The organism is Gilliamella sp. HK2 (genome assembly GCF_001690265.1).
In the GTDB taxonomy this organism is placed as follows: Bacteria; Pseudomonadota; Gammaproteobacteria; order Enterobacterales; family Orbaceae; genus Gilliamella; species Gilliamella apicola_C.
This window is the reverse complement of sequence record NZ_LZGV01000074.1, coordinates 1-14,425: the sequence shown is the minus strand read 5'-3', so window position 1 is coordinate 14,425 and position 14,425 is coordinate 1. Positions and strand designations below refer to the sequence as shown.

Sequence of the window (14,425 nt, the reverse complement as noted above, 5' to 3'; positions counted from 1 at the left end):
AGATGTATACAAAGATATTAGGAACTGGGAGTTATCTTCCAAAACAGATAAGAACTAATGCAGATCTTGAAAAAATGGTCGATACTAGTGATGAATGGATCACAACGCGTACTGGTATTAAAGAAAGACGTATTGCAGAACCAAATGAAACGGTAACGAGCATGGCTTATGAAGCCGCAATGAATGCAATTGAAATGGCCAATATTGATAAAGAAGAAATTGGTATGATTATTGTTGCAACGGCAACCTCGGTCAATGCATTTCCAAGTTCTGCAACAGAATTACAGGCCAAATTAGACATTGGTGATGTTGTTGCGTTTGATGTATCTGCAGCTTGTTCTGGATTTATTTATGCACTTGATATTGCAGATAAATATATTAAAAGCGGCGCTATTAAATACGCTTTAGTCGTTGGTTCAGATATGTTAACACGTGGCGTGGATCCAAATGACCGAGGAACCATTATTATTTTTGGTGATGGTGCAGGGGCAGTTGTTGTGGGCGCATCAGAAGAGCCTGGTATTATCGCTTCACACCTCCATGCTGATGGTCGTTATGGCAATTTATTAAAGTACCCATATGTTGATCGTCGTAATATGGACGATCCAGTCTATATGACTATGCATGGTAATGAAGTATTTAAAGTTGCAGTTAAAGAGCTTTCAAATTTGGTTGATGAACTTTTGGTTGAGAATGCGTTTAACAAAGCCGATTTGGATTGGCTTGTGCCACATCAAGCAAATTTGAGAATTATTTCTGCGACTGCTAAACGACTAGATCTGGACATGAGTAAAGTTATTGTTACATTAGATAAGCAGGGTAACACCTCAGCTGCCTCTGTGCCTTGCGCTTTAGATGCTGGTGTGCGAGATGGACGAATTCAACGAGGCCACTTAGTTTTGCTAGAAGCGTTTGGTGGTGGATTTGTTTGGGGATCAGCACTAGTTAGATTTTAGTTTGTTTTTATAATCAAGGATTTAATAATGACCAAATTTGCAATGGTATTTCCAGGACAAGGTTCACAAGCTGTCGGCATGTTAAAAGAACTTGCTGATAATTATTCAATTGTGAAATCAACTTTTGATGAAGCTTCTGAAGTACTCGGTTATGATTTATGGGAGCTGGTACAAAAAGGCCCTGTAGAAGAATTAAATAAAACATGGCAAACACAACCAGCGCTACTTGCTGCTTCTGTTGCAATATTTAGAGTATGGCAAAGTGTCAGTGGTCCTCAACCTGCTTTTATGGCTGGTCATAGTTTAGGAGAATATTCAGCATTAGTCTGTGCTGGTGTTATTGACTTCAAAGATGCAATAAAATTAGTTGAATTACGAGGTAAATTAATGCAAGACGCTGTGCCAAGTGGCACAGGTGCAATGTATGCCATTATTGGATTAGATAATGATTCAATTAATAAAGCATGTGAACAAGCAGCTCAAGGTCAAGTTGTTGCTCCAGTAAATTTTAACTCCCCAGGTCAAGTTGTTATCGCTGGGCATAAAGAAGCCGTTGAACGGGCTGCTGCATTGTGTAAAGAAGCTGGTGCAAAGCGAGCTCTACCACTTGCTGTTAGCGTGCCATCTCATTGTGCGTTAATGAAACCTGCAGCAGATAAATTAGCCAATACATTAAACGATATAGAATTTAGTGCGCCAAATTTTGCAGTTATCAATAATACTAATGTTAAAATTGAAACATCAGCTGAAAAAATCAAAGCTGCACTAATTGCTCAGCTTTACAGCCCTGTTCGTTGGACTGAAACTGTTGAAGAAATGGCGAAACAAGGTGTAACGCTTTTAGTTGAAGTTGGTCCTAGTAAAGTGTTAACAGGACTAACTAAACGTATTGTTGATACCTTGTCTGGTTGTGCTGTTAATGATAAAGCTTCATTAGATGCTGCATTAGAAAATACTAGATAAAAGATAAAAAATAAAAAAAGGGGTTGTTATGAACTTATCAGGAAAAATTGCGTTAGTAACTGGTGCAAGCCGTGGAATCGGTAAAGCGATTGCAGAAAAACTAGTTGCTTGTGGCGCAACCGTTATTGGTACAGCGACAACAGAAAAAGGTGCTGATGCCATTAGCCAATATTTAGGTTCACATGGGAAAGGCTTTGTTTTAAATGTGACCGATGAGACATCAATTGAATCTGTTATTGCGGCAATTAAAACTGAATTTGGTGATATTGATATTCTAGTTAATAACGCTGGTATTACTCGTGATAATTTATTAATGCGAATGAAAGAAGATGAATGGCAAGATATCTTAGATACAAATTTAACGTCTGTTTTTCGTTTATCTAAAGCATTATTGCGCACAATGATGAAAAAGCGTTATGGCAGAATTGTCACTATTGGCTCAGTAGTGGGTACAATGGGTAATGCTGGTCAAGCTAACTATGCTGCAGCAAAAGCTGGTTTAATTGGTTTTAGTAAATCATTAGCGCGTGAAGTTGCATCGCGCGGTATAACTGTTAATGTAGTTGCACCTGGTTTTATTGCAACAGACATGACAGAAGCATTAACTGATGAGCAAAAAGCTTTAACATTAGCACAAGTACCTGCAGGGCGTTTAGGTGAGCCAACTGAAATTGCAAACGCTGTAGCATTTTTGGTCTCCGATGAAGCATCTTACATTACTGGTGAAACTTTACATGTCAATGGTGGCATGTATATGGTGTAATTGCCTAGAATAGTGTAAAATGAATCAATATATTGAGGTTTTGTATAAAAAATAAGCAATTGGGTTGAAAAATGATTGGCATCTTTTTCAACATTTTATAAACTTACATTCACCGCCACTTTCGGCGATATTTATAGGAAAAAAAAGAGTATGAGCACTATTGAAGAGCGAGTTAAGAAAATTATTGTTGAGCAACTTGGTGTAAAAGAGGAAGAAGTTAAAAATGAATCTTCTTTCATCGAAGATCTTGGCGCTGACTCTCTTGATACAGTTGAATTAGTTATGGCTTTAGAAGAAGAATTTGATACTGAAATTCCTGATGAAGAAGCTGAAAAAATCACAACTGTTCAATCAGCAATTGATTATATTACTGCGAATCAATAAGGTTTAGCAGAGTTTTCATAATAGGCGGTCATATGATCGCCTAGTTTGCATCTACCTATTTAATTCTAAATGAAAGAAAAGCGGTATAGATTGGCAGAAAACTCAAAATAAAATTTTCAATGATTCAAATTTCATTTCAATCCTTTCCTGGAGGACAATGTGTCTAAACGCAGAGTTGTTGTTACTGGAATGGGCATGATATCTCCTGTAGGTAATACAGTTGAATCCACTTGGCAAGCTTTACTCGCTGGGCAAAGTGGCGTTGAACTCATAGAACACTTTGATACAGCCCCTTTCGCAACACGCTTCGCAGCGATGGTTAAAAACTTTAATGGCGAAGATTATAATATTTCACGCAAAGATGCTCGTAAAATGGATTTTTTTATTCAATACGGTATTGCTGCGGGTATGCAAGCAATGCAAGATGCGGGCATTGAGATCACGGAAGAAAACGCTGAACGAATTGGTTGCGCGATAGGCTCAGGTATTGGTGGACTTGGGTTAATTGAAGAAAACCACAGCGCATTAGTCAATGGTGGGCCACGTAAAATTAGCCCATTTTTTGTTCCGTCAACAATTGTTAATATGATTGCTGGTCACTTATCCATTATTTATGGATTAAAAGGACCTAGTATTACTATTGCCACAGCATGTTCTTCTGGTGTGCATAATATTGGTCATGCAGCACGTATGATTGCCTATGGTGATGCAGATGCTATGTTAGCTGGTGGTGGAGAGAAAGCTAGTACACCACTTGGTATTGGTGGTTTTGGGGCTGCTCGTGCCTTATCAACTAACAATGATAATCCTAAAGCAGCAAGTCGCCCTTGGGATAAAGATCGTGATGGCTTTGTGCTAGGAGATGGTGCAGGAATTATGTTCTTAGAAGAATATGAGCATGCCAAAAAACGCGGCGCTAAAATTTATGCTGAAGTTGTTGGTTTTGGTATGAGTGGTGATGCTTATCATATGACTTCTCCTCCTGTGGATGGCAGTGGTGCAGCTTTAGCAATGAAATGTGCACTTCGTGATGCAGGTATTAACCCTGAGCAAGTTGGTTATATCAATGCTCATGGCACTTCGACACCAGCTGGTGATAAAGCTGAAACTCAAGCTGTAAAAAGCATATTTAAAGCAAATGCCAACAAAGTTATGGTTAGTTCAACTAAATCAATGATAGGGCATTTATTGGGTGCTGCGGGTGCAGTTGAGTCAATTTTTACTGTACTTGCATTGAGTGATCAAGCCGTGCCACCAACAATTAATTTAGATAATCCTGATGATGGTTGCGATCTTGATTATGTTCCACATACTGCTCGTCAAGTTAAAAACTTAGAATACGCACTTTGTAATTCTTTTGGTTTCGGTGGAACTAATGGTTCAGTGCTGTTTAAGAAAATCTAATATCTTATTATCCACCAATAGGTTATTATTGGTGGGATATTTTTAATATAAATTTTCACTGATAAAACTTATAATAAAAATGGCTTCCCTCTTTTATTTTCAATTAGAACTCGTAATTAAAGAGAATAAGAATATTTTCCCTGCTTGTGTTATAATTGCAAACTAATTTTATAGCTTAATTTTGGTAATTATGGCGCAACCTAAATTTATTCACCTTCATTTGCATAGTGATTTCTCAATGATTGATGGGATTGCCAAAGTTGGCACATTAGTAAATGAAGTGAGCAAGTTACAGATGCCCGCTTTTGCGATCACTGATTTTACTAATCTTTGTGGACTAGTTAAGTTTTATGGCTCAGCAATGTCTAAAGGTATTAAACCGATCATTGGTGCCGATCTTGCTATTAGAAGCCCCCAAATGCCTGATGATATTTATCGTTTAACTCTGTTAGCGGCTAATAATCAAGGGTATCAAAATCTTACTTTATTAATTTCTAAAGCTTATCAACGAGGGTATATTGGTGATTTTCCCGTTGTTGATAATGAGTGGTTGATTGAGCATCGAGCTGGGTTAATTGTATTAGCTGGGCGTGAAAGCGATATTGGTATTGGCATTGTTCGCAATAATCAAATTATCATTGATAATGCGATTAATTTTTATCTTGCAAATTTTCATGACCATTTTTATTTTGAATTAGTACGAACTAAACGCAACAATGAAGAACTATTTATTCATCGTGCTGTAAGTTTGGCCGAACAATATTTGTTACCAGTCGTTGCAACTAATGATGTTCGATTTTTAAAAGCTTCTGATTTTGAAGCGCATGAGATTCGTGTTGCTATTCATGATGGCAATACATTAGATGATCCTTCTAGGCCTAAAAATTACTCGGCAGAACAATATCTACGCTCAGAACAGGAAATGTGTGAGCTATTTTCTGATATTCCTGAAGCCCTTGAAAATAGTGTTGAAATAGCAAAGCGTTGTAATGTTTCTATCCGGTTGGGAGAGTATTTTTTACCTAAATTTCCAACTGGCGATATGTCAACTGAAGACTTTTTAGTGCATAAATCGCGTGAAGGATTAGAAGAAAGATTAACGTTTTTATTTCCTGATCCTGAAATCAGAAAACAAAGAAGATCTGAGTATGATGAACGTTTAGAAACGGAATTAACTGTTATTAATCAAATGGGTTTTCCTGGCTACTTTCTAATTGTTATGGAATTCATTCAATGGTCAAAAGATAATGATATTCCTGTAGGACCAGGGCGAGGCTCTGGTGCAGGTTCTCTCGTTGCGTATGCTTTAAAAATTACCGATTTAGATCCACTTGCGTTTGATTTGCTTTTTGAACGTTTTCTAAATCCAGAACGTGTTTCAATGCCCGATTTTGATGTTGATTTTTGTATGGAAAAACGCGATCTGGTTATTGATCATGTTGCTGATATGTATGGGCGAGATGCTGTTTCCCAAATTATAACCTTTGGTACTATGGCAGCTAAAGCGGTAATACGGGATGTTGGTCGAGTGCTTGGACATCCTTATGGATTTGTTGATCGTATTTCTAAATTAATACCTTTAGATCCAGGCATGACTCTCGCTAAAGCTTTTGAAATTGAGTCTCAGCTTCAAGATTTATATGATAATAATGAAGAAGTTAAATCATTAATCGATATTGCACGCCAATTAGAAGGCGTAACTCGAAATGCAGGTAAGCATGCTGGGGGAGTAGTTATTTCCCCAACTAAGATTACTGATTTTTCACCAATTTATTGTGATCCAGAAGGTCATCACCCAGTTACTCAGTTTGATAAAAACGATGTTGAATATGCAGGGCTTGTCAAGTTTGACTTTTTAGGGCTAAGAACATTAACCATTATTGATTGGGCCATCAAAATGATTAATGATCGCCAGCTTCGAACTGGAAAAGAAAGAGTCGATATCACTAGAATTCCTTTAGATGATGAAAAATCGTTTGAATTATTGTTAAAAGCTGAAACCACAGCTGTATTCCAGTTAGAATCTAGAGGGATGAAAGACTTAATCAGACGGTTAAAACCGGACTGTTTTGAGGATATGATTGCTTTAGTTGCACTATTTCGCCCTGGTCCATTACAATCAGGTATGGTAGATAACTTCATTGACCGCAAACATGGTCGAGAAGAGGTTTCTTATCCCGATATTAAATATCAACATGAATCATTAAAACCTATTTTAGAGCCAACATACGGTATTATTTTATATCAAGAACAAGTTATGCAAATCGCACAGACCTTATCAGGTTATACACTAGGCGGTGCTGATTTACTACGTCGAGCTATGGGTAAGAAAAAGCCCGAGGAGATGGCAAAGCAACGTTCTGTTTTTAAAGAAGGGGCAGAAAAACAGGGCATTGATGGCGAATTGTCAATGAGAATATTTGATCTGGTTGAGAAGTTTGCTGGGTATGGTTTTAATAAATCTCACTCGGCGGCATATGCACTTGTTTCTTATCAAACGTTATGGCTAAAAACTCACTATCCTGCCGAATTTATGGCTGCGGTTATGACTGCTGATATGGATAATACTGATAAAATTGTCGGTTTGGTTGACGAGTGCTTACGAATGGGATTAAAAGTCAACCCTCCTGATATTAACAGTGGGCTTTATCATTTTCATGTAAATGATAAAGGAGAAATTGTTTATGGAATAGGTGCGATAAAAGGTGTTGGAGAAGGACCTATAGAGGCAATTGTTGAAGCACGTAATAGTGGTGGGTACTTCAAAAATATTTTTGAGCTTTGTGCCAGAACAGATATGAAGAAGGTTAACCGCCGTGTGCTTGAAAAACTCACTATGGCAGGGGCTTTTGATAAATTAGGACCCCATCGAGCAGCTATTTTACATAGTATCAATGATGCAATGCAGGCAGCAGATCAATATGCTAAAGCGCAACATATTGGTCAAGAAGATATGTTTGGTGTGTTGGCAGAAGAGCCCGAACAAGTTGAACATGCTTATGCTGCGGTTCCAGAATTGCCTGATCAAGTTTTGCTTGATGGAGAACGTGAGGCTTTAGGGCTTTATTTAACAGGGCATCCTGTAACGCAATATTTAAAAGAATTAAATCGTTATACAGGTGGGCTACGAATTAGTGAAGCATCGCCGACAGGATGGGGAAAAGTGGTCACTTTTGCAGGTATTGTAGTAGATGCTAGGGTTAGAATTACCAAAAGAGGGAACAAGATTGGTTTATTTACTTTAGATGATCGTTCTGGTCGAATTGATGGTATGCTTTTTGCGGAGTCTTTAGAAAATTTTGGGCATTTACTTGTAAAAGATAAAATTTTAATTGTGACGGGGCAAGTTAGCCATGACGATTTTAATGGTGGCTTTAAAATGTCGGTGCGCGATATTGTCGATTTAAAAGATGCTCGAACTAAATATGTAAAAGGATTGTCCATTACGTTAACGGAAAACGAAACAAATCAAGCAATATTACAACGTTTGCAACAGTTGTTAGAACCTTATCGGCATGGAAGTGTACCTGTTAACTTATATTATCATCGAGACGATTCTGTTGTGAGGATCCAATTTGGCACTAAATGGAGAATTATCCCGGAAGATGCTTTGGTTGTTGAACTAAAGACTCTACTTGGTGTTGAGCGTATAGAATTTGAGTTTGAATAAATCAGATAAACTTATTAATAATAGTAAGCATTATAAATTTATTGAATAAATAAAGTTATATTTCAGTCAATGTGAGAGACATAATAGTTGAAGCCTAATAATACAAATGTAGGTGGCTTCAATGAGTGTTACATAGTAGAATTGATTTAATTTTATCTTAAGAGTTAGTCAGTATATTGTATTAAGTAGTGTATTTTTTTAAAATACCGAATAAATTAAGAGGCAATTACAAGCGTTATGAATAATTTTTTGGAATTTGAAAAGCCGATAGCGGAATTAGAAGCAAAAATTAATTCCTTGAAGAATATAGATTCGCAACAAGTAGAATTAGATATTAATTTAGATAAAGAAATTAAGCAATTACATAAAAAAAGCCGTGAGTTAACAAAAAAAATATTTGCTAATTTAACGCCTTGGGAAATTGCGCAACTAGCTAGACATCCAAATCGTCCTTATACATTAGATTATATAAAAGAAGTCTTTACCGATTTTGATGAATTGGCAGGTGACAGAGCCTATGCTGATGATAAAGCAATTGTTGGTGGGATCGCACGTATTGATGGGCGCTCGGTGGTAGTTATTGGGCATCAAAAAGGCCGTGAAACAAAACAGAAGATTTATCGGAATTTTGGTATGCCGGCCCCAGAAGGTTATCGTAAAGCTTTACGGTTAATGCAACTAGCTGAACGTTTTAAATTGCCCATTATTACTTTTATTGACACTCCTGGGGCTTATCCTGGGATTGGTGCCGAAGAGCGAGGTCAAGCAGAAGCTATTGCGCGTAATTTAAGAGAAATGTCACGCCTTAAAGTTCCTACTATTTGCACCGTCATTGGGGAAGGTGGCTCTGGTGGAGCGCTAGCGATTGGTGTGGCAGATAAGGTTAATATGCTTCAATATAGTACTTATTCTGTTATCTCACCAGAAGGTTGTGCTTCTATTTTATGGAAAAGTGCAGATAAAGCACCAATTGCTGCTGAAGCCATGAATATGACGGCAGATAATTTATTAAAATTAAATTTAATTGATTCAATCGTGCCAGAGCCTTTAGGTGGCGCTCACCGAGATTATGCTACTGTATCTGTTTCACTTAAAAAACAGCTGCTTAGTGATCTTGATGAGCTTGAAAATATGGATTTATCTACACTACTAGAAAGGCGATTCCAACGTTTGATGAACTATGGTTATGTAAGGTAATTTTAAACTTGGAATGCTATAATGAAAAAAACGGCAGGACTACTGCGCATTTTTAATGCAACAAAATACTCTTTAAAAGGCTTAAAATCGGCGATCAAATATGAAACAGCGTTTCGCCAAGAGTTCATTTTATTGGTTGTGGCTTATATTATCGTAATGCTGGTCGATTTTTCTATTTATGAACGAATTTTGTTATTGGGGTCAATTGGTGTTGTGATGATTACAGAGTTAATTAATAGTGCGATTGAGTGTGTTGTTGATCGCATTAGCACTGAAAGACATGATTTATCTGGTCGAGCAAAAGACTATGGCTCAGCCGCAGTCTTTTTATCGTTATTATTGGCGGTTATTTTGTGGGTTTATCTATTTTCTTGCCATTTTTTTTCATGATTTTTTACTTAAGCATAGGTTTTCTGAATGTGTTTGATAACCAATAACAAAAAGTTATTCCGTAACTAACTCTTTAATGATGAAACTTCCCGTTTTGTGAATGTTTAAGGTGGTTTTCAACCACGGCATGATTGTAAGCATTTGTTCATGTAATTTCCATGGCGGGTTAATCACTATCATTCCTGATGCAGTCATGCCTTTTTGATTATTATCAGGTTTGATGGCAAGCTCAAACTGAGAAATACGTTTAATACCTAAATTAACAATATTATCAATCATTTTTTGCGTTTGGGTACGAGATACCACCGGATACCAAATTAGATAGACACCTGTAGCAAAACGTTTATAAGCTTCAAATAGTGCAGCAGGAATTTTTTGATAGTCATCTTTTATTTCATAGGAAGGATCGATTAGGATAATCCCTCGCCGTGAACTTGGTGGTAACTTTGATTTTAATTGTGCAAAACCATCTTCACGTAATACTTTTGTTCGTTTATCTTTATTAAATTCTTGTCTCAATAAGGGGTAGTCTGTTGGATGTAATTCGGTAAGATTAAGTTTGTCTTGCTCGCGTAGTAATTGTTTAGCAATTAAAGGCGAGCCAGGATAATATTTTAATTCATCAAAAGGATTATAGCGCTTTAATACTGATATATAGCTATTAAGCAATTCCGGAATATTAGCTTGTTGCCATATCAAATTAATTCCTGATAAATATTCGCCTGTTTTTTCGGCATGTTCGCCTCGTAATAAGTACCTTCCTGCGCCAGAGTGTGTATCTAGATATAAAAAAGATTTTTCTTTTTCTTTTAATGACTCAATACATAGTGTTAAAACTACATGCTTTAGCACATCAGCGTGATTGCCTGCGTGATAACTATGGCGATAGCTTAACATTATAAATTCTCCTTCTTTTTTTGTTCATTTTTTTGCATATAAAATGTCGTTAAAGCTAAACAAAGAAGGCAGGGGCACTCCATTAACTCTTCGATTAAATCTTTTCGTTCTTTTGCTATAACTAAGAATTCATGCCCCATACGATGATGCTCAGCAATATCAGCTATTCCTAAGAATAGAAAAGCTAAAAATATATGCCAAACTGGAATTTGTTCAAATTTGTAGCGACGTGCAATTTCTTGGCGAATAGTTGGTAAAAACATACTTAGTATTGGGATAGCGATTAAAGTGCTAGCAATAATTTTATAATAAAAACGTGGCACATCGGGAAAGAAATCTCTTCCCCAGCTAATTCCCCGCCCAAAAAGCATAAACCACCAAAATATTGTCCAAATCCAAAATTTATATAGTTGTGAATGTTCAGCTACTCGCTGAGCATAATAATAAGTGTAGCCACACATGAATAATAAAAAAAGTGATTGAACATGTTCAATAAGAGTGACGGTAAGCCCATTGTATAAAGGTATAAAGAAATTGCCTGTAATGTAAAGAATAATACCAAGAGTAAGAATCAACAAAGAGCTTTTATAAAAATGGAAATCTAATTTACACATACAATATCTTAATATTAAGTGACGTTTTTGAGTTTGAGTATAGTACCGCATTTGCGGCATAAATAACTAGTGTTATTCTTTTGGATTTTATTGTGCCTTATTGATGTTAAGTGATGTTGTTGGCACTGGCAGTAGTATAAATGAGTGTTGCGCTTTACCTGAAAATGATGAGTTGTTGAAGGTGTCTTGTCGAAAATTTTTGACATAACATATTGCCATTCTTTACCATGTGGTTTGACTCTGCCAAATTCTTTAAAAACAATGAGATGAGCAAGCTCATGGGGCACGACTTCTTCAATAAATTGGGTGCCATTTTCTAGTAACATAACTGAATTAAGTTGAATTTCCCAACGCATTAAAAGCGCACTACCTGCAATGCTACCTTTGGGTTTGTAGATGATGTTAGGTTCTTTATATTCGGTATGTAAAAATTGATTGGCTTGCATTAAGTGAGTTCTTAAACAAGCCATTATTTGATTATGTAAATAAATTGGTATGCGCTTATAATCCTGCTGCATCGCGAAGTAGTGCTGCCTTGTCAGTTTTTTCCCAAGGAAAAATATCTCGGCCAAAATGACCATAACTTGCCGTTTGTTGATAAATTGGTTGAATAAGATCAAGCATTTGAATTAATCCATAAGGTCTTAAGTCAAAAAATTCTTTAATCAATGAAACAATTTTATCGTGATTGATTTTTTCGGTACCAAAAGTATTGACATAAATTGATGTAGGATTTGCAATACCAATTGCGTAAGATATTTGTAATTCACATCGGTCAGCAAGCCCAGCAGCAACAATATTTTTGGCAACATAGCGGGCAGCATAAGCCGCTGAGCGGTCAACTTTTGACGGATCCTTTCCTGAAAATGCGCCACCGCCATGGTGCGCAGCACCTCCATATGTGTCCACTATGATTTTGCGGCCAGTTAGTCCACAGTCTCCCATTGGTCCACCAATAACAAAGCGTCCCGTTGGATTAATAAAGTATTTTGTTCTTGCTGTTAACCATTGAGCTGGTAATGTTGGTTTAATGATTTCTTCCATAACAGCTTCATGTAATGCTTTTTGCTCAATATCTGTGGAGTGTTGTGTCGATAAAACAATTGTATCAACACCTTTGATTTTTCCATCTTCATAAATTAACGTGACTTGGCTTTTGGCATCCGGTCTCAACCAAGGAAGCGTGCCATTTTTTCTAACTTCTGATTGTCTGCGCATAAGCTCATGTGCATAAGTAATTGCCGCAGGCATTAAGTTTGGCATTTCGTTTGTTGCATAACCAAACATAATACCTTGGTCACCAGCGCCTTGCTCAAGTGGATTTTGCTTATCTACTCCTTGATTAATATCTGGAGATTGTTTGCCAATTGCATTAAGAACAGCACATGAATTAGCATCAAATCCCATCTCTGAGCTAGTGTAACCAATATCATTAATGGTTTTCCGAGTTAACTCTTCTATATCAACCCAAGCTGAAGTAGTAATTTCTCCACCGACTAAAGCCATGCCTGTTTTTACATAGGTTTCACATGCGACTCGTGCTTTTGGATCTTGTTTTAATATAGCATCAAGCACTGCATCAGATATTTGATCGGCAATTTTATCTGGGTGACCTTCTGAAACGGATTCTGAAGTAAATAAAAATTCTGACATGGAATACCCCCCTTAGCATTATTTTTGTATATTGCTTAAAATATAATATTCGGCTTTAATCTAAATAACTATTTTAGCAGTTTTACCATCTAGACGTCTAGCCAAATAATTGTCATAGATAAAATGTAATGCTTGTTTAAATAAAATGGCTTGCATTAATTTTTAATCAATTTACGATATTGCGGTTTTTGAATTATCTAATGACCTAGAGCTAAAATGAATATTGTAAGTCGGGCACCTTCAGTGCTAGTGTTTGATTCAGGTATTGGCGGATTATCTATTTATAATGAGATCTATAATAAATTGCCGAATGCGCGTTATATTTATGCATTTGATAATGAAGAATTTCCTTATGGAGATAAATCACCGACATTTTTAATTAATAGAGTCAATTCGGTTATAGAAGCTATTACTAAATTTTACTCAATTGATTTAGCGATTATTGCATGCAATACGGCTAGTACTATTTGTTTGCCGAGTTTGCGTTCTAAATTTTCTTTTCCTATTGTTGGTGTTGTACCAGCAATTAAGCCAGCTAGTCAAATAACTAAAAATAAATGCATAGGACTATTAGCGACAAAAGCGACAATCAAAAGATCCTATACTGCCAATTTAATTCAACAATTTGCGCCTAATTGCAACGTTGAGCTACTTGGTTTATCTGAATTAGCTCTTATTGCTGAAAATAAGCTGCAAGGTATTGCCGTAAATATGCAACAACTTAAAGATTTATTACAGCCATGGATCTATTTACCAATCATCCCAGATACAATCGTATTGGGTTGTACTCATTACCCATTTATTAAAGATGAATTAAAGATCATTTTCCCTAATGCGACCTTTATTGATTCAGGTAGTGCAATTGCGAATCGAGCTTATAATCTGCTAAATGAAAAATTTCACCTTAATAAAATTCAAGCGCCATTAAAAGAAAATATTATTATCAGCACAGCACATAATCAATATGTTGAAAAATTAGCTTTGAAATTAGCTAAATATAATCTCAATAATTATCAATGCATTAATGTTCATGGTGTTTAAAGAGTGTTCATTCAAATACGTAATTGGATATTTTTACTTGCCAAAAAAAATGAAGTCCCTATAATGCGCATCCACTGACACGGCGTCAGCGAAAAGCTGAGGCAAGTTAGTGAAAAAAGCAAGATCAAAAATTTTGAAAAAAGATCTTGACGAATAAAAAAGGTTAGCGTAGTATACGCAACCCTTGAGACAGCGAAGTAAATTAACGGAAGGTTGATTGATTTAAAAAAAGCTGTTAGCTCTTTAAAAATAAGAAACAGACAATCTGTGTGGGCACTTGCGAGACAAAAGATTAAAGTCTACGGACTAAAAAATTAAGTCTTGATAAGTGACACTGAAGATTCATTTGAATATGTCAGAGACAGTTATTGAGCATCAAACTTTAAATTGAAGAGTTTGATCATGGCTCAGATTGAACGCTGGCGGCAGGCTTAACACATGCAAGTCGAACGGTAACATGAGTGCTTGCACTTGATGACGAGTGGCGGACGGG

At 36.4% G+C, this 14,425-nt stretch carries 13 protein-coding genes and 1 rRNA gene; 10 read left to right on the top strand and 4 right to left on the bottom strand.

The window, feature by feature from the left end:
- Nucleotides 1–2: 2 nt before the first annotated feature.
- The 8 genes from A9G45_RS06940 to A9G45_RS06905 all read left to right on the top strand — a co-directional run bounded on the left by A9G45_RS06940 (nucleotide 3) and on the right by A9G45_RS06905 (nucleotide 9,727).
- The gene (locus tag A9G45_RS06940) at nucleotides 3–956 is read left to right on the top strand and encodes a beta-ketoacyl-ACP synthase III (RefSeq protein WP_065567440.1); all 954 of its coding nucleotides are present in this window, start codon (nucleotides 3–5) and stop codon (nucleotides 954–956) included.
- Nucleotides 957–983: 27 nt separating this feature from the next.
- Complete coding sequence (gene fabD / locus A9G45_RS06935) at nucleotides 984–1,919, top strand: ACP S-malonyltransferase (RefSeq protein ID WP_065567441.1); 936 nt, start codon at nucleotides 984–986, stop codon at nucleotides 1,917–1,919.
- 28 nt (nucleotides 1,920–1,947) lie between these two features.
- Nucleotides 1,948–2,682, top strand: coding sequence for a 3-oxoacyl-ACP reductase FabG (fabG, locus tag A9G45_RS06930; RefSeq protein ID WP_065567442.1), 735 nt, complete (start codon nucleotides 1,948–1,950; stop codon nucleotides 2,680–2,682).
- A 150-nt stretch (nucleotides 2,683–2,832) separates the two neighbouring features.
- Nucleotides 2,833–3,066, top strand: a complete 234-nt coding sequence (gene acpP, locus A9G45_RS06925) for an acyl carrier protein (RefSeq protein ID WP_034910452.1) — start codon at nucleotides 2,833–2,835, stop codon at nucleotides 3,064–3,066.
- A 159-nt stretch (nucleotides 3,067–3,225) separates the two neighbouring features.
- A complete protein-coding gene (fabF, locus tag A9G45_RS06920; protein ID WP_065567443.1) occupies nucleotides 3,226–4,470 on the top strand; it encodes a beta-ketoacyl-ACP synthase II in 1,245 nt (414 codons plus the stop codon).
- Between the two features lie 190 nt (nucleotides 4,471–4,660).
- Nucleotides 4,661–8,140 carry a DNA polymerase III subunit alpha gene (dnaE, locus tag A9G45_RS06915; RefSeq protein ID WP_065567444.1) on the top strand — a complete coding sequence of 1,160 codons (3,480 nt, stop codon included), beginning with the start codon at nucleotides 4,661–4,663 and terminating at the stop codon, nucleotides 8,138–8,140.
- A 237-nt stretch (nucleotides 8,141–8,377) separates the two neighbouring features.
- On the top strand, nucleotides 8,378–9,337 hold the full coding sequence (gene accA, locus A9G45_RS06910) for an acetyl-CoA carboxylase carboxyl transferase subunit alpha (protein WP_065567445.1): 960 nt from the start codon (nucleotides 8,378–8,380) through the stop codon (nucleotides 9,335–9,337).
- A 21-nt stretch (nucleotides 9,338–9,358) separates the two neighbouring features.
- Nucleotides 9,359–9,727, top strand: coding sequence for a diacylglycerol kinase (locus A9G45_RS06905; RefSeq protein ID WP_065567446.1), 369 nt, complete (start codon nucleotides 9,359–9,361; stop codon nucleotides 9,725–9,727).
- Between the two features lie 54 nt (nucleotides 9,728–9,781).
- On the opposite strand, the gene A9G45_RS06900 is transcribed toward A9G45_RS06905, so the two are convergent.
- From A9G45_RS06900 to metK, 4 genes are read right to left on the bottom strand one after another with little or no spacing between them, the layout of a single operon-like run.
- The gene (locus A9G45_RS06900; RefSeq protein ID WP_065567447.1) at nucleotides 9,782–10,624 is read right to left on the bottom strand and encodes a 23S rRNA (adenine(2030)-N(6))-methyltransferase RlmJ; all 843 of its coding nucleotides are present in this window, start codon (nucleotides 10,622–10,624) and stop codon (nucleotides 9,782–9,784) included.
- Nucleotides 10,624–11,238 carry a hypothetical protein gene (locus A9G45_RS06895; protein WP_065567448.1) on the bottom strand — a complete coding sequence of 205 codons (615 nt, stop codon included), beginning with the start codon at nucleotides 11,236–11,238 and terminating at the stop codon, nucleotides 10,624–10,626. Before A9G45_RS06895 ends, A9G45_RS06900 begins: the two co-directional genes overlap by 1 nt.
- Before the next feature lie 14 nt (nucleotides 11,239–11,252).
- Nucleotides 11,253–11,756 carry a SprT family zinc-dependent metalloprotease gene (locus tag A9G45_RS06890; protein ID WP_065567449.1) on the bottom strand — a complete coding sequence of 168 codons (504 nt, stop codon included), beginning with the start codon at nucleotides 11,754–11,756 and terminating at the stop codon, nucleotides 11,253–11,255.
- Nucleotides 11,740–12,891, bottom strand: a complete 1,152-nt coding sequence (gene metK, locus A9G45_RS06885; RefSeq protein ID WP_065567450.1) for a methionine adenosyltransferase — start codon at nucleotides 12,889–12,891, stop codon at nucleotides 11,740–11,742. The genes A9G45_RS06890 and metK overlap by 17 nt, the downstream gene beginning before the upstream one ends.
- Nucleotides 12,892–13,107: 216 nt before the next feature.
- On the opposite strand from metK, the gene murI reads away from it, so the two are divergent.
- Entirely contained in the window at nucleotides 13,108–13,932 is an 825-nt protein-coding gene (gene murI / locus A9G45_RS06880) for a glutamate racemase (protein ID WP_065567451.1), read from the top strand.
- 384 nt (nucleotides 13,933–14,316) lie between these two features.
- Nucleotides 14,317–14,425, top strand: a 16S ribosomal RNA gene (locus A9G45_RS06875); the annotation flags it as partial.